Below are 23932 nucleotides of genomic sequence, written 5' to 3' on the forward strand. Positions count from 1 at the left end.
TTCTCCCTCACAGGTGCTTGCCGGCGTCGTCACCGAAGGCGACTCGTTCCAGTTCGATCAGGACCTTCTCCTCGACCACCCGCGCCAGTGCGGAGACCGTGCGGCTGGTCAGCACGTCGTGCGGGGTCAGCGGCACGTCGAACGCGGCCCGGCCGCGCGAGGTGACGAGCAGGCTGCGCATGGAGTCGCCGCCGAGGGCGAAGAAGTCGTCCTCGACGCCCACCCGGTCCGCTCCGAGCGCTTCGACCCAGATCGCGGCGAGCACCCGCTCGGTGTCGGTCCGGGGCGCCACGTACGCCGCCGCCGGCAGTGCGTCCACCGGGGCGGGCAGCGCCGTCCGGTCCACCTTCCCGTTGGACTTCAACGGCAACCGGTCCAGCACGACGAACGCCGAAGGGACCATGTAGTCGGGCAGGGACCGCGCCGCGAAGGCCGCCATCTCCTCGGCGTCGGGTGCCCGCGCCCCGCCGGCGGGCACGACGTAGGCCACGAGCCGCTTGGAGCCGGGGACGTCCTCCCGCGCCATCACCACCAGCCCGCCGACGTCGGGGTGGCGGCCCAGCACCGCTTCGACCTCGCCGAGCTCGATCCGGAAGCCGCGCAGCTTGACCTGGTCGTCGGCACGACCGGTGAACTCCAGCACGCCACCGGGCAGCCACCGCACGACGTCGCCGGTGCGGTACATCCGCTCCCCCGGCTCGCCGAAGGGGTCGGCCAGGAACCGCTCGGCGGTCAGGCCGGGTCGGTCGAGGTAGCCGCGGGCCAGCCCTGCGCCGGCGATGTGCAGCTCGCCGGGCACGCCGACCGGCACCGGGCGCAACCGGTCGTCGAGGACGTAGGCACGCATGTTGTCCATCGGCGCGCCGATGGGCACCACGTCGGGCACCTCGCCGATGTCGGACAGCGGGTGGCAGGTGGCGAAGGTCGTCGTCTCGGTCGGTCCGTAGACGTCCACCACCACGAGACCGGGACAGGCCTCCATCACCCGGCGGATCGCCGACGCGGGCACGACCTCGCCGCCGGTCCACACCTCGGCGAGCCCGGCCAGGCAGTCGGGCGAGTCCTGGGCGAGGACCCGGAACAGCCCGGTGGTCAGGAACGCGACGTCGACGCCGTGCTCGGTGATCAGCCGCCGCACCAGGTCGGCGTCGAGGTCGGTCGGGGGCGCCAGCACCACCCGGCCGCCGCGCAGCAGCGGCGCCCACAGCTCGTAGGTGGAGGCGTCGAACGCCAGCGGCGAGTGCACGAGCACGCTGCGGTGGGCGTCGAAGCGGCGGTCGAACGACAGCGCCACCACGTCCCGGTGCCGCACGGCCACGCCCTTGGGCGCACCGGTGGAGCCGGAGGTGAACTCGACGTAGGCCAGGTTGTCCGGGTGCAGCGCGACCACCGGCCGGTCGTCGCGCTCGCCGGACGCGTCGACCACCACGACCCGGCCGGCGTGGACCTCGCTCGCGGTCGCCCGCCACCGCTCGTCGGTGAGCAGCACGGACGAGCGCGCCTGGTCTAGCACCAGCCGCATCCGCTCGGCGGGCGCCCGGACGTCCAGCGGCAGGTACGCGCCGCCCGCCTTGGCCACCGCCAGCACGGCCACGACCAGGTCGGCGGACCGTTCCAGGAGCACGCCGACCCGGTCCTCGGGGCGGACGCCCAGGTCGACCAGCCGGTGCGCCAACCGGTTGGCCCGCACCTCCAGCTCGGCGTAGGTCAGCGACACCCCGTCCGCCACCACGGCGGTGGCGTCGGGCGCCCGGTCGGCCTGCTCGGCGAACAGGCTCGCCACCGTGCCCTCGGGCACCGGGTGGCGGGTGGCGTTGTGCTCCACCACCAGGTCCCGCAACTCGGCCTCGCCCACGACCTCGACGTCGCGCAGGCGGCGGTCCGGGTCGGCGGCCAGTCCGTCCAGCGCGCGGGCCAGGCGGTCCGCCATCCGCTCGACCGTCGCCGGGTCGAACAGCGCCGGGTCGTAGCCCAGGGCGATGGACAGCCGTTCGCCTGGCCGGACACCGACGCTGAGCGGGTAGTTCGTGGTCTCGACGGCGTGCAGGTCGCGCATCGCCAGGCCGTGGACCGACGCCGCCTCGTGGTTGACCGGGTAGTTCTCGAACACCAGGATGCTGTCGAACAGGCTGACCCCGCTCGGCACCTCGCTCCAGCCCTGCAACTCGCCCAGGGGGACGAAGTCGAACCGCCTGGCGTCCGCCTGGGCCGACTGCAACCGGCGCAGCCACGGCACCACGCCCAGGTCGTCGGCGACGTCCACCCGGACCGGCACGGTGTTGATGAAGATGCCGGTGATGGTGTCCGCGCCCGGCAGGTCGGCCGGTCGGCCGGACACCGTGGAGCCGAAGCACACGTCGTGCCGGCCGCCGCAGCGCGCGAGGGTCAACGCCCAGCCGCCCTGCACGACGGCGTTGAGCGTCAGGCCGTTGCGCTGGGCGAACTCCCGCAGTCGCCCGGTGTCCGCACCGGACAGCTCGGTGATCACCCACTCGGTCGAGCGGGTGGCGTGGGAGCGCTCCGCCGGCCGGTCGAGGGGCAGCGGGGTCGGCGTCGCGAACCCGTCGAGCACCCGGCGCCAGTGGTCCTCGGCCTCGCGCGGGTCCTGCTCGGCGAGCCACTTCAGGTAGTCGCCGAAGGGGCGTCGCCCGGTGGGCTCGGGACGGCGACCGCCGGCGAGCGCGGCGTGGCAGGCGAAGACGTCGGACAGCACCTGGAAGACGCTCCAGCCGTCCAGCAGCACGTGGTGGAACGTCCACACCACACGGACCTCGGTGTCGGACAGGCGGGCCAGCACCACCCGCAGCAGCGGCGCGGCGGCCAGGTCGACGCCGGCGGCCCGGTCGAGGTCGAGCAGGTCCCGCAACTCCCGGTCGCGGGCGTCGGGCGACAGCCCGGTCCAGTCGAGCTCACGGATCGGCACGGCCACGTCGCGGCACACCACCTGCAACGGCTCGTCGACGCCCTCCCAGACCACCCGGCTGCGCAGCACCGGCGTCCGCTCGACCACCTCGCGCCAAGCCCTGGCCAGCACGGTCGAGTCGGTGACGCCCTCCAGCACGAACGAGAGCTGTTCGAAGTAGAGCCGCTGGTCGCCCTCGGACAGGCTGTGGAACAGCATCCCGGACTGCATCGGGGTCAGCGGGTAGACGTCCTCCACCCCGCGACCGTCACCGACGAGGCGGTCCACCGCCGCCTGGTCCAGCCGTGCCAACGGGAAGTCCGACGGCGTCCGCCCACCCACACCGGGACGAGCGCAGTGCTCCACCACCTCGCGCAGGGCATCCGCCAACTCCTCGGCCAACCGCCGCACGGTGGCCTCGTCGTGCACCTGCTCGCTGTAGTACCAGGTGAACTCCAGCCGCTTGCCCTCCACCGCACCCACCACGTCGAGCAGGTGCGGCCGGGGCGTGTCCGGTGCGGCGTCCGAGCGCAGGCCGCCGGTCACCCGGAACGCGCTCCCGCCGGAGGACTCGGACCAGTCGAACCGCCCGAGGTAGTTGAAGCTCACCGCCGGGTCCGGCTGCTCACCCGAGGTCTGCGCCAGGTGGCGCGACGCGCCGTACCCGATGCCGCGCCGGGGCACGGCCCGGAGGAGTTCCTTGGTCGACTTCAGCGCCGCGCCCCAGTCACCGGGCTCCCGGTCGGCGTCGGGCACGTTTAGGACGACCGGGAACATCGTGGTGAACCAGCCGACCGTGCGGGACAGGTCGACGCCGGGCAGGACCTCCTCCTCGCGGCCGTGCCCCTCCAGCTCCACCAGCACCCGGTCTCGGCCGGTCCACCGGCCGAGGACCCTCGCCAGGGCGGCGAGCAGCACGTCGTCGACCCGCGTCCGGTAGACCGCCGGCACGTCCTGCAACAACGCCCGCGTCAGCGCCTCGTCCAACCCGACCGAGACGGTCCGCACGGTGTCGGCGGTGTTGGCGCCCCTCCGGTCCACGGGCACGGTCGGGTCCACGCCGGCGGCCACCGCGCTCCAGTGGTCCGCCTCGTCGGCGAAGCCGCCGGACGCGGTGTGCTCGGCCAGCCGGTGCGCCCAGTCCCGGAACGACGTGGTCCGGTCCGGCAACCGGACCGGCTCACCGCCCAGGGCCTGCCGGTACGCGGTGTCGAGGTCCTCCAGCAGGATCCGCCAGGACACGCCGTCCACGACCAGGTGGTGCACGGCGAGGAACAACGTCCACCGGGCCGCGCCCAAGTCGGCCAGCACGGCCTTGACCAGGGGCCCGCGACCGAGGTCGAAGCCGCGACGGGCGGCGTCGGTGACCGCGTCGAGCCGCCGCTCGGGGTCGTCCGCGGCGGACAGGTCGTGCACCTCCAGCACGTCGACCGGCTCGACCGGCGGGATGTGCTGCCGCCACCCGCTGCCGGTGCGCTCGAAGCGCGTGCGCAGCGCGTCGTGGTGGGAGAGCAGGGCGTCCAGTGCCTGCCGCAGCGCCTCGCGGTCCGGTTCGCCGGCGAACTCCAGCAGCACGGACTGGTCGAAGTGCTCCGGCCGAGCCGGTCCGGGGTCGAGGAACCAGTGCTGGACAGGGGTCAGCGGGACCTCGCCGCTGACCGGTCCTCGCGGCGCGGTGTCCGGCACGCCGGTCACCGGGGCTGCGGCGGCCAACGCGGCCACCGTGGGGTGCGCGAAGAGGTCCCTGGGCATCAGCCCGAGGCCTGCTTGCCGGGCGCGCGACACCACCTGGATGCTGATGATCGAGTCGCCGCCCAGCTCGAAGAAGTCGTCCTCGACGCCGACCCGGTCGACACCGAGCACCTGCGCCCAGATCGACGCCAGCGTGCGCTCGGCCTCGGTGCGCGGTGCGACGTAGGAGGCACCGGTGCTGCCCCAGTCCGGGTCGGGCAGCGCGTTGCGGTCGACCTTGCCGTTGCGGTCGAGCGGCAGCCGGTCCAACGCCACCGACGCCGAGGGCACCATGTAGTCCGGCAGCACGTGCCCGAGGAAGCCCCGCAGCCCGGCGTCGGACGGCTCGTCGCCCTTGGGCACGAAGTAGGCCACCAGCCGCTTGCGCCCGGCGTGCTCGCGGAGCACGACGACGGCCTCCGACACGTCGTCGTGGCGCAGCAGTGCGGTTTCCACCTCACCCAGCTCGATCCGGAAGCCCCGGATCTTGACCTGGTCGTCGGCGCGCCCGACGAAGTCCAACTCACCCGCCGCGGTCCACCGGACCAGGTCTCCGGTGCGGTACATGCGGGAACCGCCCCCGGTGAACGGGTCGGCGGGGAACCGCTGCGCGGTCAGGCCGGGCCGTCCGAGGTAGCCGCGGGCGACACCCGCGCCGGCGATGAACAGCTCGCCCACGACACCGATCGGCACCGGCCGCAGGTCGCCGTCGAGCACGTGGACCCGCGTGTTGTCCATCGGCCGGCCGATCGGCACGACGTCGGGCACCTCGTCCACCGAGGTCATCGTCCGCTGCGTGGCGAAGGTCGTGGTCTCGGTGGGTCCGTAGACGTCGACGACCACCAGACCGGGGCAGGCGGCCAGCACCCGGCGCATCGCCGTCGCCGGGACGACCTCGCCGCCGGTCCAGACCTCGCGCACGCCGGCCAGGCAGTCCGGCGCGTCCTGCGCCACCAACCGGAACAGCCCGGAGGTCAGGAACACGCCCGTCACGCCGTGCTCCGTCGTGACCCGCCGCAGCACCTCGACGTCGAGGTCGCCGGCCGGGGCCACCACGACCTGACCGCCGTTGAGCAGCGGCACCCACAGCTCGTACGTGGTGGCGTCGAACGCCGACGCCGAGTGCAGCAGCACCCGGTCGTGCCCGCCGCCCCGGAACCGCCGGTCGGAGGCCAGCGCCACGACGTCCCGGTGGCGCACCGCGACGCCCTTGGGCTTGCCGGTCGAGCCGGAGGTGTACATGACGTAGGCGAGGTTGTCCGGGTGCCACCGCACCTCGGGTCGCCCGCCCGGCTCGTCCTCCAGCGACCCGTCCACGAGCACCGCGTGCCCGTCGTGGACCGTCCGGGCGGTGTCCTGCCACGTCGCGTCGGTCAGCAGCACGGAGGTCCCCGCCTCGGCCAGCACCACCCGCATCCGGTCGGCGGGAGCCCTGGTGTCCAGCGGCACGTACGCCGCACCGGCCTTCACCACCGCCAGCTCCGCCACGACCAGTTCCACCGACCGCTCCACCAGCACCGCGACGCGGTCCTCGGCGCGGACGCCGAGCCCGATCAGCCGGTGGGCGAGCCGGTTCGCCCTGCTGTCCAGCTCCGCGTAGTCGAGCCGCACGCCGTCGGCGATCAGCGCCGTGGCGTGCGGCGACCGGTCCACCTGCCGGTGGAACAGGTCCGGCAGCGTGCCGGCGGGCAGGTCGTGGCCGGTGTCGTTCCACGCCACCAGCACCTGGTGGCGTTCGGCGTCGTCCAGCGGGGACAGCTCCGAGACCGGCCGGTCCGAGGCGTCCGGGATCTGCCCCAGCAGCACCTCCAGGTGCCGGCACACCCGCTCGGCCGTCCGCTCGTCGAACAGGGCCGGGTCGTAGTCGACCGCGATGGACAGCGCCCTGCCGGGCGTCGCCATGACGGCGAGCGGGTAGTTGGTCGGCTCGTGCGCGTGCACGTCGTGCATGCGCAGCCCGTGCTCGGCGGGCGCGTCGGCGTCGAACGGGTAGTTCTCGAACACCAGGATGCTGTCGAACAGGGCGCCGCGGCCCGGCAGTCCGCTCCAGCCCCGCACCCTGGTCAGCGGGACGTGGTCGAAGCGGCGGGACTCGGCCTGGTCACGCTGGATCCCGCGCAGCCACGACGGCACGTCGACGTCGTGCGGCACGGTGATCCGCGTGGGCACGGTGTTGATGAACATGCCGACCATCGACTCGACACCGGCCAGGTCGGCGGGCCGACCCGAGACGGTGGTGCCGAACAGGACGTCGGACGTGCCGCCGTAGCGGGCCAGCAGCAGTGCCCACGCGCCCTGCAGGACCGTGTTCACGGTCAGCCCGTTGCGCCGGCTGAAGTCGCGCAGCCGATCGGTCCGCCCGGACGTCAGCGTGACGCCGACCGTCGCGCCCGACTCGGCGCGGTGCGCCTCGACCTGCTGCCGGTCGAACGGCAGCGCGGTCGGCGAGTCGAACCCGGCGAGCACCCCGCGCCAGTACCGCTCGGCTTCCGCCGGATCCCGGTGGTCGAGCCAGTGCAGGTAGTCCCGGAAGGGACGCCGCTCGGGAAGCGCGGTGGGCAGGCCGCGCGTGATCGCGGCGTAGTGCTCGCACACCTCGGTGAAGACCCGGGCGGCGCTCCAGCCGTCGAGCAGCACGTGGTGGAAGGTCCACACGACCGCCACCTCGCCGTCGCCCAGCACGGCGATCGCCAGCCTGGTCAACGGGGCGGCGCCGAGGTCGAGGCCCGCGGCGCGGTCGCGGTCCAGGAACTCCCGCAGCGCCCGTTCGCGGGCGGTCTCGGACAGCCCGGTCCAGTCCAGGTGCGCGACCGGCAGGGTGACGTCCCGGCGCACCACCTGGAGCGGTTCGGGCAGCCCTTCCCAGACGACCTCGACGCGCAGCGCCGGCGTGCGGTCCACGACCCGCCGCCACGCGGTGGCCAACGCCTGCGGGTCTGCCACACCGGACAACCGCAACCGCACCTGGTTGAAGTAGGCCCCGGACGTGGACGTGCCGACGAGGTTGTGGAACACCATCCCGGTCTGCATCGGGGTCAGCGGGTAGACGTCCTCCACCCCGCGACCGTCACCGACGAGGCGGTCCACCGCCGCCTGGTCCAAGCCCGCCAACGGGAAGTCCGACGGCGTCCGCCCACCCACACCGCGACGAGCGCAGTGCTCCACCACCTCGCGCAGCGCATCCGCCAGCCCTTCGGCCAACCGCCGCACCGTGCCCTCGTCGTGCACCCCGTCGCTGTAGTACCAGCTCAGTTCGAGGCAGCCGTGCTCCACCGCGCCCACCACGTCCAGCAGGTGCGGCCGCGGAGCGTCGGCGGCGCTGTCCAGCTCCAAGCTGCCGTGCACGGCGTGGACCAGCTCCCCACCGGCTGACGACCAGTCCAGCCGGCCGAGGTAGTTGAAGCTGATCCGGGGAGTGGGCGCGCCGGACAGGGCGGTCGCGCGCAGCGCGCCATACCCCAGGCCCCGGCGCGGGACCGCGCGCAGCTGCTCCTTGACCGACTTGAGCACGCCGCCCCAGTCACCGTCCGGCACGTCCAGCGCGACGGGGAACATCGAGGTGAACCAGCCGACCGTGCGGGAGAGGTCCACGTCGTCCAGCAGGTCTTCGCGGCCGTGGCCCTCCAGGTCGACCAGCACGCGGTCACGGCCCGTCCACTCGGCGAGGACCCGCCCCAGCGCGCTCAGCAGCACGTCGTTGACCTGCGTCCGGTACACGCCGGGCACGTCCCGCAGCAGCGCCCTGGTGGTCCGCTGGTCGAGCCGCACGGTCAGCGCGCGGGCAGAACCGGCGGTGGCGGCGCCCGGGTGGTCGACCGGCAGCGACGGGTCCGCACCGGTGGTCGCGGTCCAGTGGTCGGCCTCGTCGTCGAAGCCGCCCGCCTCGGTGAAGGCCGTGAGCCGCCGCGCCCAGTCGCGGAACGACGTCGTCTTGGCGCCGAGCCGCACCGCCTCGCCTCGCGTCGCCTGGCCGTAGGCGGTGGTCAGGTCCTCCAGCAGGATCCGCCAGGAGACGCCGTCCACCACCAAGTGGTGCACGGCGAGCAACAGCAACGGTCTCCGTCCGCCGCCCAGGTCGAACAGCACCGCCCTGAGCAGTGGGCCGGTGGCGAGGTCGACGTTCGCGTGGGTGCGGGCCTTGATCGCCGCGACCGCCCTGTCCTGCGCCGCGGAGTCCATGACGGACAGGTCGAGGCGGGTGAGGACGTCGAGCGGCTCGACCGGCGCGTTGTGCTGTCGCCACCCCTGCCCGGTGCGCGTGAAGCGCATCCTCAGGGCGTCGTGGTGCTCCACCAGCGCCCGCAGCGCCCGCCGGAACGCCTGTTCGTCGAGCTGCTCGGTCAGCTCGGCGAGCACCGACTGGTCGAAGTGCTCCGGCCGCACGGCGTTGGTGTCGAACAGCCAGCGCTGGATCGGGGTGAGCGGCACGTCGCCGGTCACCTCGCCCTGTTCGGCGGTGACCGCTCCTGGCTCGACCACGGCGGCGACGAGGCCGGCCACCGTCGGGTGCCGGAACAGGTCGCCGGGGGTGAGGGCCAGCCCGGCCGCGCGCGCCCGCGACACCACCTGGATACCGAGGATGGAGTCGCCGCCGAGCTCGAAGAAGTCGTCCTGGGCGCCGACCCGCTCCACGTTCAGCAGTTCCGCCCAGATCCGGGCGAGCTCCGCCTCCGCGCCCGCGGCCGGCGGCACGTAGCCGCCGGTCACGCCGGCGCCCCAGTCGGGTGCGGGCAGGGCACGCCGGTCGACCTTGCCGTTCGCGTCCAGCGGCAGCGCGTCCACGGTGACGAACTCCGAGGGCACGAGGTAGTCGGGCAGCGCGCGGGCGAGGAACTCGCGCAGCGACGCCGCTTCAAGCGGCTCGGACACCGGTGTCACGTAGGCGACGAGGCGTTTGCGGCCGGTGTCGTCCGGCCGCACGACGGTGACCGCCTGGGCGATGCCGCCGTGCCGCGTCAGCGCGGTGTCGACCTCGCCCGGTTCGATCCGGAAGCCGCGGATCTTGACCTGGTCGTCGGTGCGGCCGACGAACCCGACCGTGCCGTCGGGTCGCCACCTCGCCACGTCCCCGGTGCGGTACATCCGCTCGCCCACCCGGCCGAACGGGTCCGGCAGGAACCGCTGCGCGGTCAGGCCGGGCCGGCCCAGGTAGCCGCGGGCCACGCCCGCGCCGGCGATGAACAGCTCACCGGCCACCCCGATCGGCGTCGGGGCCAGTTCCTCGTCGAGCACGTAGACCCGCGTGCCGTCGAGCGGTCGGCCGATCGGCACCACGTCCGGGACCTCGTGGGAGTCCGACATCGGGTGCGAGGCGGCGAACGTCGTGGTCTCGGTGGGGCCGTACCCGTCCACCACGGTCAGCCCCGGACAGGCCCCGAGCACGCGCCGCACGGCGGCCGGCGGGACCACGTCACCGCCGGTCCACACCTCGCGCACGCCGGCGAAGCACGCCGGGTCGTCCTGGGCGAAAGCCCGGAACAACCCCGCCGTCAGCCACAACGCCGTCACGCCGTGCTCGCTGATCGCGCGGCGCAGCACGTCGACGTCCAGGTCACCGGGCGGAGCGACGACCACCCGGCCACCGTTGAGCAGCGGCACCCACAGCTCGTAGGTCGTGGCGTCGAACGCGGACGGCGAGTGCAGCAGCACCCGGTCGTGCGCGCCGGCGCGGAACCGCCGGTCACGGGCCAGCGCGGTGACGTCGCGGTGCCGCACCGCCACGCCCTTGGGCACCCCGGTCGAGCCGGAGGTGTGCATGACGTAGGCGAGGTTGTCCGGGTGGGTCGTGACACCGGGGTCGGTGGCCCGTTCGTCCGACAGGTCCTGGGCGTCCACCGGCACGACCTGTCCACTGTGGACCTCGTTGGCGGTGTCCAGCCACACCCGGTCGGTGAGCAGGACCCGCGCACCGGTCTCGACCAGCAGCACGCGCAACCGGTCGGCGGGCGATCTGGTGTCCAGCGGCACGTACGCCCCACCGGCCTTCAGCACGGCCAGCTCGGCGACGACGAGGTCGACCGAGCGGCGCACCAGCAGCCCGACCGGGTCCTCGACGCGGACACCGAGACCGAGCAGCCGGCGGGCCAGCCGGTTGGCGCGCGCGTCCAGCTCGGCGTAGGTCAGCGCCGTCCCCTCGGCGATCACCGCGGTGGCGTCCGGCGTGCGCCGCACCTGCTCGGCGAACAGGTCGACGACCGTCGCCGGCGGCAGCTCGCGGCCGGTGTCGTTCCAGCCCTCCAGCACCTGCCGCCGCTCGGCCGGACCGAGCAGCGACAGTTCGGCGAGGGGCCGGTCCGGGTCGGTCGCGATCGCGTCGAGCAGCACCCGCAGGTGGCCCGTCATCCGCTCGACCGTGCTCGCGTCGAACAGGTCGGTGTTGTACTCGACCGAGACGTCCACCGAGTCGCCCCGCGGCCAGAACTCCACCAGCAGCTCGAAGCGGGCGGCGGGCCTGGGCAGGTGGTGCTCGGCGATCAGCAGCCCGTCCACCCGCGTCGGCCGCACCACCTCCTGTTGCAGCAGGACCAGCGCCTGCACCAGGGGTGTCCGGCTCGGGTCGCGCTCGGGGCGCAGCTCCTCGACCAGCCGGTCGAACGGCACCTGGTCGTGGGCGAACGCGTCGAGCATCGTCTCCCGCACCGCCCCCAGGAACCCGCCGAACGTCTGCGAGCGGTCCACCGTCGACCGGATCACCACGGTGTTGACGAAGAACCCGACCAGGTTCTCCAGTTCGGTCCGGTCGCGGCCGGACGTGGCGGTGCCCACGGCCACGTCGCGGCGGCCGGCGTAGGTGGACAGCAGCACCTGGACGGCGGCGGTGAGGGTCATGAACAGGGTGGCGCCGTTGCGCTGCCCCACCGTTGCCAGGCGGTCGACCAGTGCCGCGGGCAACGCCTCGCGGTGCACCGATCCGGAGGTGGTGCGCACGGCCGGTCGGGGACGGTCGGTCGGCACGTCGAGGGCGTCGAGGCCGGCGAGTTCGCGCCGCCAGTGGTCCAGGTGCCCGTCCAGGGCCGGGTCCGCCAGCCGTGCGCGTTGCCACACCGCGAAGTCCGGGTACTGGATCGGCAGTTCCGGCAGCGCGGCCGGGGCTCCTCTCAGCGCGGCCCGGTACAGCTCGACCAACTCGTCCACCAGCACCCTGACCGACCACCCGTCGGTGACGATGTGGTGCTGGTCGAGCAGCAGCAGGTGGTCGTCGGCGGCGAGCCGCACGAGCACCGCCCTGGCCAGCGGACCACGTCGCAGGTCGAAGGGCTCGGTCAGCTCCGCGACCAGCACCTCGTCCAGGGCGGTGTCCGGGCCGACGGTCAGGTCGACCACCCGCAGCGGCAGCTCCCCTCGTGCCGCCACCACCTGCACGCCCTGGCCGTCGACCGTGTCGAAGGTCGTCCGCAGCGCCTCGTGCCGGGCGACCAGCCCGTCGAGCGCGGTCCGCAGGGCGTCGGCGTCGAGGGCCCCGGACAACCGCAGCCCGACACCGGTGTTGTACTCGGAGCTGCCGGGGTTCAGCTCGTCCAGGAACCACAGCCGTTGCTGCGCGGGCGACAACGGCAGCGCCCGATCGCGGGGTGCGCGCGGGATCGGAGGGGTCGCGTCGGTGGGCAGCCGGTCCGCCAGCAGCTCGGCCAGGCCCGCGACGGTCCCCGCTTCGAACACCGCCCGCGAGGAGAGGTCGACGCCGAACGCCGTGCGGACGCGGGAGATCACCCGGATGGCCTGGATGGAGTCGCCGCCCAGGTGCAGGAAGTCGTCCTCGACACCGGGCTCCTCCCCCAGCACGTCCGCCCAGATCGCCGCGACCGCCTTCTCCGCCTCGGTGCGCGGCGCCGTGCGCCCCGCGGACGCGCCGCGGCCGGGAGCGGGCAGGGCGCGTCGGTCGAGCTTCCCGTTCGCGTTCAACGGCAGGCGGTCCAGGGTGACGAACGCCGAGGGCACCATGTAGTCGGGCAGCGACCGCAGGGCGAGCGCCCGCAACTCGTCGGCGTGCAGCGGCCCGCCATCGGTGGGCACGACGTACGCGACGAGGCGTTTGACGCCGGGTCTGTCCTCGCGGGCCACCACGGCGACCTGCGCGGTGCGCGGGTGCCTGCCCACCACGGACTCGATCTCGCCGACCTCGACCCGGAAGCCGCGGATCTTCACCTGGTCGTCGGCCCGGCCGATGAACTCGAACACGCCGTCAGGACGGCGCCGCACGAGGTCTCCGGTGCGGTACATGCGCTCGCCCGGCCCGGCGAACGGGTCGGCGAGGAACCACTGGGCGGTCAGCCCCGGCTGGTTGAGGTAGCCGCGGGCCAGTCCCGCGCCCGCCACGAACAGCTCACCCGGTTCGCCGGCCGGCACGGGCCTGAGGTCGTCGTCCAGCACGTAGGCCCGCTTGTCGTCCAGCGGCCGCCCGATCGGCACCACGTCGGGGACCTCGCGGACGTCCGACATCGCGTGCGCCGTGGCCATCACCGTGACCTCGGTGGGGCCGTAGGCGTCCACCACCACCAGGCCGGGGCAAGCCTCCAGCACCCGGCGGACGGCGCCCGCGGGAACCACGTCACCGCCGGTCCACACCTCACGCGCGCCGGCGAGGCACGCCGGGTCGTCCTGGGCGACCATGCGGAACAGCCCCGCGGTCAGGAACACGCCCGTGATCCCGTGCTCGGCGATCATCCGCCGCAGCACGTGCCCGTCCACGTCACCGGGTGGGACGATGACCACCCGGCCACCGCGCAACAGCGGCACCCACAGCTCGTAGGTCGAGGCGTCGAAGGCCAAGGGTGCGTGCAGCAGGACGCGATCGTGACCGCCGCCGGAGAACCGCCCGTCCGAGGCGAACGCGACCACGTCCCGGTTGCGCACCGCCACGCCCTTGGGAACCCCCGTCGAACCCGAGGTGTGCATGACGTACGCGAGCGTGTCGGGGTGCGGACCGACCAGGTCCCCCGCCGGCTCCGCCACCGGCGGGTCATCGGCCCGCACCACGACCACGTGCCCCGGGTGCAGCGCGGTCGCCGCGGTCTCCCGGTCGTGGTCGGTCAGCAGGACCGGCACGTCCGCCGCCGCCAGCACCGGCCGCAGGCGATCGGCCGGCGCGCGCAGGTCGAGCGGCAGGTACGCCCCGCCCGCCTTCACCACGGCCAGCAGGGCGACCACCAGGTCGACCGAACGCTCCATCAACACCCCGACCGGCCGCTCCGCCCGCACACCGAGCCCGGTCAGCCGACGGGCCAGGCGGGTGGCGCGGTCGTCGAGCTCGGCGTAGCTCAACGCCACGTCGTCGGCGACCACCGCGGTGGCCCGCGGCGTTCGCCGCACCCACTCGGCGAACAGGCCGGGAACGGTGGTGATCATCGGGTTCCCCGCGGGCCGTGGCGGTGCGTGGTGAGGCGACATGTGCGGTCCACTCTTTTCGGGCGCGGCGGAACCCACGCGAAAATGATCGGCGAGAATGGGCGGGCCGGGTTGGGCCCCGATCTCAGGCGGCTTCTCGCGCGCGCCGCCTCCGGGCGGCCACCCGGCCGCCGATCTGGATCCGGTCCACCCGGCCGTCGCGGGCGTTGCGCAGGAAACGGCCCGCATAACCCTGTTCGCCGGTGGTCACGTCCGTGACCGAGAACACGAGGCCTTCGTAGAGCGTCAACGTGGCCGCGGAATCACCGTCGACGACCAGTTGGACCTGGTCGCCACGAATGACGGCCGAGTACACGGTGTCGCCGTTGACATAGTCACCGACGCAGTCGCGCGGTGGCGCTATCCGGCGTTCCTCGCCCGTCAACGCGTGGTAGGCGCTGATGTTCAGCCCGGTGGACCGCAGCTCCGCGCCGAGGTCCCGCCACATCGCCGAGCCGCTGCCCGCGTTCGTGGTGAGCGCGATCACCGTGCCCCCGGTCGGGTCGACCCGGAGGTAGCACGACGTGCCGTCTGCCATGCCGTCGTGACCGAGCCAGGTGGTGGCGCCGCTGCGGAACAACGCGAGCCCGAGAGCCCACCCGTCGGCCAGGCCGAACGGGTCCGCGTAGGGGACGGGGCGGCGCATCTCGGCCAACTCGGCTTGGCCCACCGGGCCTGCCGCCGTTCCGCCGTGCTCGGGACTCAGGTGCATCCGGCCGAGCGCGACCAGGTCCGAGGCGCTCAAGGCCAGTGCGCCCGCCGGCGCCTCCGCCGGTTCGAGCGTCTGCTCGACCTTGCGGACCAGGCCGCGTGCCCGGTTCACCGCGTGGCCGGTCGCCACGGACGGCGCGGACGCCGAGAGGTCCGGCGTCACGATGGAGGCGGCGGTGATCCCCATCGGCTTGAGCACGATCGCTCGCATGGCCTCCCACCAGGTCATCCCGGTCAGGGCTTCGACCAGGTGCCCGGTGAGGACGTAACCGAGGTTGGAGTACGAGAAGCCGACGCCCGGCCGCTGGAGGGTGTCCAGGAAGCAGTCGCCGAGCGGGAAGTGGTCGGCCTCCGTGGGCGCGATGTGGTCGGCGGCGAGGCCCCCGGTGTGGCTGAGCAGGTGGCGCGTCGTGAGCAGGTCGACGAGGTCACCCGAGATCCGGTGCATCTCCGGCAGGTACTCGGCGACCGGTGCGTCGAGGTCCAGGTCGCCGTCGGAGACGAGCGCCATGAGCAGGGTGGTGGTGAAGGTCTTCGTGATGGAGCCGACGGGCACCTTGGTCGAACCGCTCATGGGTTCGCCGGTCCCGTGCTCCCGTTCGCCTAACTCGTACGTCCGCAACTCGCCTTGGCGCAGGACCGCCAGCTGGGCGCCGGTGACGTCGTTGCCCCGTGCGGCCCTCTCGAATCTCTCGGACAGGTCGTCTGAAGACATTTTTCCTCACTGATGGAGATCACTGATGGACATCACTCATCTCAACCCCCATGCTTGACCAATCCCCTCGATTCGAAACATGTTCACATTTCCCGACCCGGCCCCTCGGTGATCCCCCGGCCGCTCGGATGGCAACCCAGTACACGTCATGATGAATCGCGGGACCCATGCTCACCCTCACACCCCGTATGCGCGACCGCCAAATGGGTGGTAAGTCGCCGATCGTGACAATGAATAGATGATCGAGGTAAATAGACAACGCAAAGCATCCACCCTCCCTTGCAGATTCACCCGAACGCCATGTTTGGACCGCACCCTCCGCAGTCGTGCGAGATAACCGCCCCACTAATGCGAGGAAGACTCCGGTCAGCGTTCGCAAATAGCCGCGGGGTCCCGCGTACGGAAACTCACGCGGCCGATACAGTCCGACGCGGTCGGAAGGCTGCACCTACGTCCCCTGCGTCGGCTCGCGCCGAACACGCCGGTCGACCGCCGGGCGGGTCTGGAGGCACAGGATGACGGCACGACTCGATGGTGCGTCCCCGGTGGTGGCCGGGGTGTCGTTCAGCGCGGCGTCGTTGGCCGGGGCGCGCTGGGCAGCACGCCACGCCCTTCAGCGGGGCCGCGGCCTCCGGCTGGTGCACGCGTGCCGGGACCTCGCCGAGGTGCACGCCGCCCGAGCCCGCCTGGACGAGCTGGCCGCGCGATTACACGAGACGTCACCGCTCCTGGGCGTCTCGGCACGCGTGGTCGTCGCCTCCGCCGGGCGCGCCTTGATCGCCGAGTCCCACACGGCCGACATGATCGTTGTGGGCGGGCCCGCCCCGGACGCCGCCAGCGTGCTCGCCGCCACCGTGAGCGCGCGGTCCCGGTGCCCGGTCACCGCCGCCCCGGCCGACGTCGGGTCGGAGCACCCCGCCCCGACCGACCGCCCCGTGGCGGTCGGCATCAGCGGCGACGCCCTGGCCGAGCGCACGTTGCGCGCCGCGTTCCTCCTCGCCGCGGCCTTGAACACCGGGCTGCGGGTGGTGTGCTGCACGCTTGACGACCACTCCGCCGCGCCGGTCGCCATCCCGGACATCGCCCAAGCCGCCCTCTCCGCCACCCAGGCCTGCGCGGTGCACCACCCCTCCGTGCCGGTGGACGTGCGGATGGCCAGGTCACGCCCCGCCACCGGCCTCGCCCGCCATGCCGTGCTCGCCTCGATGCTGGTGATCGGCTCCAGCCCGACCGCCACGGACACCTCCACCGGCCACCGGCTGCTGCGCCGCGGAACGGGCCCGGTTGTGCTGGTGGGACCGCTGGTCGTCGTCCCCCGGTCGGCGAGCGACAGCCCTCTCCCCCCGGCGAAGTGACACCGGCGGTGGACGCGGACACCCTGCCGGGCCCATACCCCGGACAGCGAGCCCGCCGACCCCGTCATCGGCAAGACCCACAACCGATCTCGACAGCTCCCTCGCCGGCGTCAGCTCCGGCAGTCCCGTGGGGGAAGACCGATCCACGCGTCCGGCGGCCCGCTGACCGCGCGATCGTCGGCGGGCTACAACCCCGCGTACGCGAAGCAGTACGCGAGCGCCTGGTTCCGGTACAGGTAGGACAACAGCACGTCGCCCTGCTCGCCGGGTCCACCGCCCGGGTGCAAGTCCCAGCCGACGACCTCGTCGTCCGGGACGGTGCTGCCCTGACTACCGCTCTTGGGATTGGCGTACATGCCGTAACAGGTCGTGCCCGCCGACAGCACCTTTCCCATCACCGACCGCCCGGATGACACCCTGCTCCTGGAGGCGCGACCTCTACCGCTCCGACAAGACCGGAATGGCAACACGACCCTGTGTGTCGGCCGACGCACACCGTCTCCGGAGGGAGGACCGCTCGCAGTGGACGCGGTGGATCAGAAGCTGTCGGCCAGCGGCTGCACCAGGTGCCGTAGGTGGGTCTCCAGGTCCTCGGGTTGGTAGAGGTCGGGGTTCGCGTCGATGTGGATGAGCAGACCGCGCTGGTCCGGCTCGGGGTAGATGATCACGGACAGGTCGGTGACGGGGCCGTTGTTCAGGTTCCGCTCCAGCACAGGGCTTCCCGCCAGTGCCATGTCGTACCCCCTGGCCCACGCGTTGACCTTCGGTCCGAGAAACGGCACGGATCCCGAGGCGTCGCGCAGCAGGTCTTCCACTCGGCACCGCTGGTGCCGCAGGCAGGCGCGGAGTTCCCGGACGACCTGCGGGACCAGGTCGAAGGGTCCGGCGGTCGGCGGCACGGACAGGCGCACCGGTATCCGGTTGGCGAGCACGGCGGTGCCGCGCCGGGCCAGCGGGCCGAGCCGCCCGGTGACGGGGAGCTGGAGGATCACCTCGGGAACACCCGCCCGCCGCGACAGGTAGTGCGCGAGCAGGGCGGTCATGATCGCGGTCAGGCTCGCGCCGAGAGTCTTGGTCAGCGCCTGCGCGCGGGGCGGCAGGTAGCAGCTGCGGCGCAGGGCTCTGCGGTAAGGCGGTGCCGGGACACGACCGGCGAGGTTCACCGCCTGGTAGGGCTCGCTGAACCGCCGTAGCCAGAACTCCCGGTCGAGGGCCGCTCGGGCGGATGCCTCGTAGCCGCTCTCGTCGGCCAGCAGCTCTGCCAGGGACGGGAAACCAGACGGCGGTGCGGAGTCCGGCGCGGCGTACAGCTCGGCGATCCGCCGTCCGATGAGGACGGAGCCGTAGGCGTCCAGCACGAGGTGGTGCACCTTGCGGAACCAGAGGTGCCGGTCCGGTGCCACCCGGAACAGGGTCTCACGGCACAGCGGGCCGTCGAGCAGCGGCATCGGCCGCTCCAGCTCGGCCACCATCATGGCCTCGGCCACCGCGTGCGGATCGGGTTCGGCGGCGGCGTCGACGAGCGGTATCGGCCAGGATCGCGGGTGGGTCACGACCTGGCGCGGGCCGTCGTCGCCCGCCTCGAACCGCACCGCCAGCGACTCGGCTTCGACGGCGGCGCGGTGGACCGCGCGGGCGAACCGGTCAAGGTCCAGCGGGCCCGCGATCTCCAGGTAGCCGCCCAGGTTCCACAGTGGAGAAGTGGGGTCGTCCTCCTGCATGGACCAGATCGCCCGCTGGGCCGCGGTGAGCCGGTGGGTCACGACACCCGGACGGGAAGGGTCTCGAAGGCCCGGATGGTGAAGCCGGGACTGCGCCGCTTCGGCTGCCCGGCGAGCCGCAGCGCGGGGAAGCGGGCAAGGCAGGCGAAGGCCACCGCCGCCTCCATCCGCGCCAGTCGCGAGCCCAGGCAGTGGTGGATGCCCGTGCCGAAGCTCAGCGACCGCACCCCCGGCCGGGTGATGTCGAAGCGGTCGGGGTCGGGGTAGCGGTCGGGGTCGCGGTGCGCCGAGCCGTAGACCAGGGCGACCACCGCTCCGATCGGAATCGGCACGCCCGCGACGTCCAGCCGCTGACCGGCTACGCGGGAGTTCACCTGCACCGGGCTGTCCCAGCGCAGCACCTCCTCGACGGCCGCGTCGGCGCGTTCCGGCTCGGCGGCCAGCAGCCGGGCCTGCTCGGGGTGGGTCGCGAGCGCGTGCGCTCCGTTGCCGAGCAGGCCGACCGTCGTCTCGAACCCGGCGAGCAGCAGCCCGGCCAGCATGCCGGCCAACCGGCGGTCCGACAGCGTCCCTCCCGGACCGGTCAGCTCCGCGATCAAGCTGGACACCACAGCGCCGTCGGGCCTGCGCCTGCGCTCGGCGATGAGGGCCAGGAAGTAGGTGATGAGCCGGTCGTGGCTGTCGACCATGCGCCGCTTCTGCCTACCGGTCAGCACGACCTCGAAGAAGAGCGAGAACTCCGCCACCATCTCGACCAGGCGCGGCAGGTCGGCTGGTGGCAGGCCGAGGATCGTGGACATCACCACCATGGGCAATCGGTCGAGGTGCGGTTGCAGGTCCACGACCGCGCCGTTCGCGCCCCGGCGAACCACCTCGGCCAGTTCCCGTTCGTACTGCCGCTCGACCACCGGACGGAGGCCGTCGACCACCGCGGGCGCGAAGTGCTTCACCAGCACCTGCCGCGAGGCCGCGTGCGCGGGCGGGTTCCGGTACACCGGCCACTGGTCGATCGAGTGCAGGACCTGTTCCGGCCACCGCCCCAGGCGGCGCTCCTCGTGCAGGGCGCTGTCGATGACCAGCAGCCCGCGGTCCCGGTGCAGCGCGGCGCAGTCGGCGTAGCCGTTGACCAGGAACATGTTCAACGGCGCGAAGTGGTGCACCCGACCGTCGTGGCGGAGCGCGCGGTAGACGGCGTACGGGTCGGGGCAGGAACGCGGGGACAGCAACGAGTGGATCAGCCCCGCCGGTTCCGGCACGGCGCCTACTGGATGACGGCCGCGTTGCCGGCGCCGATGGCGTTCGGCACCCCGGGTTCAGACAGGCACGCCAACGGGGGCGGGGGGACGATGACCGACTCGCCCGCGAAGGCGGCGCCCGCGTACCGGCCCGCCGAGATCGTCCCCCTGGTGATCGAGACCATCTCGTCGTTCGGGCGCACCGAGCGGTTGACGACGTAGTCGACGGTGCTCGTCTCCCCGGTGGGCGACCAGGTGATCTCGATGGTGCCCTCGGCATCGCCCGCGGTGCAGCTGAATGCGGGGCTGGTCGCGTGGAAGGTGAACGTGGCACCGTTGATCTCGGCGTCGCCGACGCAGGGGCCCAGATCGCCGCTGCCGGTGATCTCGGTCGGCCTGGGGGTCGTGGTCAACCCGGGGGTGAACTCGGACGAACCGCTGCCGGGCCCGCAGAACACCAGGGTGGGCAGAGCGGCATGGGCCACCGGCGCGTGCGACGCGAACGCGACGATGATGGCGGACAGTGACGACAGAACGGCGAATCGATGCATGCCTTCTCCCCTGCGCTGCCGGCCAGGTCATCGGCCTGTTCGCCAGCGTAGGACCGGGTTCGCCCAGCCGCACCGCCCGGATCGGATGACACGGACGCACGAAAGGCGACAGTCCGCGTCACCCGCGTCACTGCCAGTGACCGGGTCAGTCGCGGTCCGGCCGGTGCACACGCACACCTCGTTGCCCCCCCGGCGGCGGCCTGGACCCAGAACGCGCGCCGCCGGGCCGCTGATCAGCGTCCCGCCAGCGCGTCCACGACCCGCTGATCCGCCTCGTCGTGCGCGACGATCAGGCTCCACTGTGGACGCGGTTGTGCTGCGGCCGTGGCCGGTCCATCCGCTGGAGCCGGATCGCCGGTTCCCGGCCGAGCGGGTCGGGCGTTCGCCGAGTCGGTGGACCGGGGCTGCAACACCGTGCGGATCTGCGCGATGCCGCTGCTGCTGTCCGGCACCGGCATCGACACCTCGGCACTGCGATTCGGCCCGTCGGGCGGCAGCTACGGCAGCCGCGTGCGCCGGTACGACGTCGGAGCACCCACCGCGCCGCCATGCGACAACAGCTCACCACCTGACGCCGCCGCCGACCGGGCAGCTGAGACCGGCGTGCCGCTGGTGTTCAGCGAGGGCTGGATCGACTACACCCCCACTGCACGGCACCTTCCAGGAAGGCCCCATCGGAGCCGAGTTCTGCCGCACCGCAGCAGCCGAAGCCGCCGGGTCCGTCTCCTGGTGGGACGACTGCGACCGAGGCCGAAGTTGACGAGGCGCCAAATCGTGACTCTGGTTCAAGCCGGTGCGAAGCCGGTCGGTCACCCCAAGCACCGCTCAAGCCGGAAGCGCTCGGCGTGAGCGGTGACGCGCGTGGCCCGGTGTCCACCCGGAGCTCATATCTCCAGGTTCCCTGGTTCGACCCCGGGACGCGCGACCGGATCGCGACCGGCCACGTCAACGGCCCGCCCGACACCCTCAGGCGATGGCGCCGGCGCCATTGACAACCAGCACGCCGGAAACCTCGCCGACGACCTCGGAACGCGTATGGAGTCCTTGCGCTTCCTACCCGCGACCTCGACACCAAGTACGGCCAGGGGTTCGACACCGTCCGCTGGTGCTCGGCGGGTGGTCAGCGGGACGGCAGGATGATCCACAGTGCGATGTAGATCAGGAACTGAGGGCCGGGCAGCAGGCAGGACAGCACGAACAGAATTCGGACCGTTCCGGGCTTCAGACCCCATCGCTGCGCCAGGCCGGCGCACACGCCGGCGATCCTGCGGTTGTCGACCGGCCTGCTCAACGTCGAACTCGTCATGTCCGTCATCTCCGTCATGGGGTTGTGGGTTGTGGGTCCAGTGCACCGCGATGCCGCCCCGCCGCGTCGGGTGGCGGGGCGAGCCGGTCCGGGACGCGGAGTTCAGCCGAGGTCGTCGGTGTCGAAGGTGGCGCAACGTGCGGGGTCACCGGTCTGGTAGCCGGTGGTGTACCACTTCTGGCGTTGGGCGGAGGTGCCGTGGCTGAACTGGGTGGTGTCGATGCGTCCGCCGAGTTCGCGCTGGATGTAGTCGTCGCCGATGCGGGAGGCGGCGTCGAGGGCGTTGGCGACGTCCTGGTCGGTGACGCCGATGATCAGGGGTTGGCCGGAGGCGGTGGGAGTGGTGGTGGCGTGGTGCGCCCAGGCGCCGGCGTAGCAGTCGGCCTGCAGTTCCAGGCGGACGGAGTCGGAGGTGGGGCCCTGGCGGGTGCGGACGCGGTCGGTGGTGCCCATCAGGTTCTGGACGTGGTGGCCGTATTCGTGGGCGAGGATGTACGCCTCGACGAACGGGCCGCCCGTGGCGCCGAACTTCTGCCGCAGTTCCTGGAAGAAGGTCAGGTCGATGTAGACCTGCGCGTCGGCGGGGCAGTAGAAGGGGCCGACGGCGGACGTGGCGTTGCCGCAGCGGGTCTGCACGCCGCCGGAGAAGAAGTTCGTCTGCGCGGGCTGGTAGGTGCGCCCGGAGCGGGCGAACTGGTCGGTCCAGAAGGCTTGGGTCGAGTTGATGAAGGCGACCGCGCGGCAGTCGGCTTCACGGTTGGCGTCCGCGCCGGTGCGGCACTTGGTCCTGATGGCCTCGGAGCCGACCTGTTGGCCGCGGTTGACGTCGCCGAACCCGGGGCCGGCGGGCAGTTGCGGGGTGCCACCGATCTGGGAGAGCACGAAGTAGATGATCAGGCCGACGATGCCGAGTCCACCGCCGCCCAAGGTGGCCCGGCCACCGATGCCGCGTTGGTCGGTGACCTGGGAGGTGTCGAGTTCGGCATCGGCGTTGAACTGCACCCGCGTGTCCTTTCGGTGCTGTCGAGCAGGGTTCGGGCGGATGAGTACCGCCGAGGGCGGCGCGGCGCACGATCAGGGTGGTCGCGGGTACCGGGTGACGCGGTGTGGTGCCGGCTGCGCGTGGTGTGCCCGGCTGGTGGTCACTCCTTCGGGGACGTCTGGTCGTTCTTGACGTAGGTGGGGTGCAGGTGCACGGGCTGCTGGGCGCGTTTGGCGCGGGCACGGAGGTTGAGGAACTCCACCAGGATGGAGAAGGCGATGGGGCCGTAGACGTAGCCCTTGGGGATGTGCTGGTCGAAGCCTTCGGCGATGAGGCTGCCGCCGATGAGCAGCAGGAACGACAGGGCCAGCATCTTGACCGTGGGGTGCCGGTTGACGAACTCGCTGATCGTCCTGGCCGAGACCAGCATGATGACCATCGCGACCACGACGGCGGAGATCATGATGCCGAGTTCGTCGACCATGCCGACGGCGGTGATGACCGAGTCGAGGGAGAACACCACGTCGAGCACGAGGATCTGGGCGATCACCGAGGCGAACGACACCGCCTTGCGGGTGCTGCCGTGTTCGGCGCCTTCGAGTTGTTCGTGGATCTCGTAGGTGGCCTTGCCGAGCAGGAACAGCCCGCCCAGCAGCAGGATCAGGTCACGGCCGGAGATCTCCTGCCCCAGCGCGGTGAACAGCGGCGCGGTCAGGCCGATGACCCAGGACAGCGACGCCAGCAGCAGCAGTCGGGTGATCAGCGCCAGGGACAGGCCCAGGACGCGGGCGCGCTGCTGCTGGTGCGCCGGGAGGCGGCCGGCGAGGATCGAGATGAACACGACGTTGTCGATGCCGAGCACGACTTCCAGCAGCAGCAGGGTGCTGAAAGCGATCCACAGCTCGGGGCTGAGCATCCATTCCATTGTGCGGGCCTATTCCTTGTCCCCGGTGGTGACCGGCGGCGGGCATTGACGAAGGCGGCGGCGCGGCAGGCGTGTCATGGGAGTGGCCGCCTGCCGCGCCGGTCTGGTGGGGGTGTCAGATCCGTTTGCGGCCGTACATGCCCGCGGCCAGGGCGACGCCGCCCGCGGCGAGGGCGACCTGGATGATGATCTCGATCCAGTCGATGCCGCGCGTGTCGCCGACACCGAGGGCGTTGGCCAGCAACGTGCCGACGATCGCGGCGATCACACCGATCAGCATGGTCAGCCAGATCGGGATGTTCTGCTTGCCCGGCAGGACGAGCCGGCCCAGCGCACCGATGATCAGACCCACGACCAGTGCGCTGATGAGTCCGGAAACAGGCATGTCCACTCCTTGCACGAGGGTTGGGTGAG

At 72.5% G+C, this 23932-nt stretch carries 12 protein-coding genes; 1 reads left to right on the forward strand and 11 read right to left on the reverse strand.

Annotated features, from left to right (window positions below; translation table 11 throughout):
- Window positions 1-7: 7 nt before the first annotated feature.
- Both ACRAKI_RS19730 and ACRAKI_RS19735 read right to left on the reverse strand, forming a co-directional pair.
- Window positions 8-13975 carry an amino acid adenylation domain-containing protein gene (locus ACRAKI_RS19730; RefSeq protein ID WP_447008461.1) on the reverse strand — a complete coding sequence of 4656 codons (13968 nt, stop codon included), beginning with the start codon at window positions 13973-13975 and terminating at the stop codon, window positions 8-10.
- Window positions 13976-14102: 127 nt separating this feature from the next.
- The gene (locus ACRAKI_RS19735; protein ID WP_447001976.1) at window positions 14103-15443 is read right to left on the reverse strand and encodes a serine hydrolase domain-containing protein; all 1341 of its coding nucleotides are present in this window, start codon (window positions 15441-15443) and stop codon (window positions 14103-14105) included.
- Window positions 15444-15958: 515 nt separating this feature from the next.
- Between ACRAKI_RS19735 and ACRAKI_RS19740 the strand changes: the two genes are divergently transcribed.
- Window positions 15959-16798 (forward strand): universal stress protein, encoded by an 840-nt coding sequence (locus tag ACRAKI_RS19740; protein WP_447001977.1) that lies wholly within the window; start codon window positions 15959-15961, stop codon window positions 16796-16798.
- Between the two features lie 185 nt (window positions 16799-16983).
- On the opposite strand, the gene ACRAKI_RS19745 is transcribed toward ACRAKI_RS19740, so the two are convergent.
- The 9 genes from ACRAKI_RS19745 to ACRAKI_RS19785 form a co-directional block, all read right to left on the reverse strand.
- A complete protein-coding gene (locus ACRAKI_RS19745; RefSeq protein WP_447001978.1) occupies window positions 16984-17193 on the reverse strand; it encodes a hypothetical protein in 210 nt (69 codons plus the stop codon).
- Between the two features lie 141 nt (window positions 17194-17334).
- Window positions 17335-18561, reverse strand: a complete 1227-nt coding sequence (locus ACRAKI_RS19750) for a condensation domain-containing protein (protein WP_447001979.1) — start codon at window positions 18559-18561, stop codon at window positions 17335-17337.
- Complete coding sequence (locus ACRAKI_RS19755) at window positions 18558-19775, reverse strand: cytochrome P450 (protein ID WP_447001980.1); 1218 nt, start codon at window positions 19773-19775, stop codon at window positions 18558-18560. The genes ACRAKI_RS19750 and ACRAKI_RS19755 overlap by 4 nt, the downstream gene beginning before the upstream one ends.
- Before the next feature lie 5 nt (window positions 19776-19780).
- Window positions 19781-20305 (reverse strand): hypothetical protein, encoded by a 525-nt coding sequence (locus ACRAKI_RS19760; protein ID WP_447001981.1) that lies wholly within the window; start codon window positions 20303-20305, stop codon window positions 19781-19783.
- 233 nt (window positions 20306-20538) lie between these two features.
- Window positions 20539-20757 carry a hypothetical protein gene (locus tag ACRAKI_RS19765; RefSeq protein WP_447001982.1) on the reverse strand — a complete coding sequence of 73 codons (219 nt, stop codon included), beginning with the start codon at window positions 20755-20757 and terminating at the stop codon, window positions 20539-20541.
- A gap of 668 nt (window positions 20758-21425) precedes the next feature.
- Window positions 21426-21620, reverse strand: a complete 195-nt coding sequence (locus tag ACRAKI_RS19770; RefSeq protein ID WP_447008462.1) for a PspC domain-containing protein — start codon at window positions 21618-21620, stop codon at window positions 21426-21428.
- Between the two features lie 93 nt (window positions 21621-21713).
- On the reverse strand, window positions 21714-22613 hold the full coding sequence (gene ypfJ / locus ACRAKI_RS19775) for a KPN_02809 family neutral zinc metallopeptidase (protein ID WP_447001983.1): 900 nt from the start codon (window positions 22611-22613) through the stop codon (window positions 21714-21716).
- Between the two features lie 140 nt (window positions 22614-22753).
- Window positions 22754-23509: a TerC family protein gene (locus tag ACRAKI_RS19780; protein ID WP_447001984.1), complete on the reverse strand. Its 756-nt coding sequence runs from the start codon at window positions 23507-23509 to the stop codon at window positions 22754-22756.
- Between the two features lie 124 nt (window positions 23510-23633).
- Window positions 23634-23903 (reverse strand): GlsB/YeaQ/YmgE family stress response membrane protein, encoded by a 270-nt coding sequence (locus tag ACRAKI_RS19785; protein WP_447001985.1) that lies wholly within the window; start codon window positions 23901-23903, stop codon window positions 23634-23636.
- Between the last annotated feature and the right edge of the window lie 29 nt (window positions 23904-23932).

The sequence above is a fragment of the Saccharothrix isguenensis genome (genome assembly GCF_052936305.1).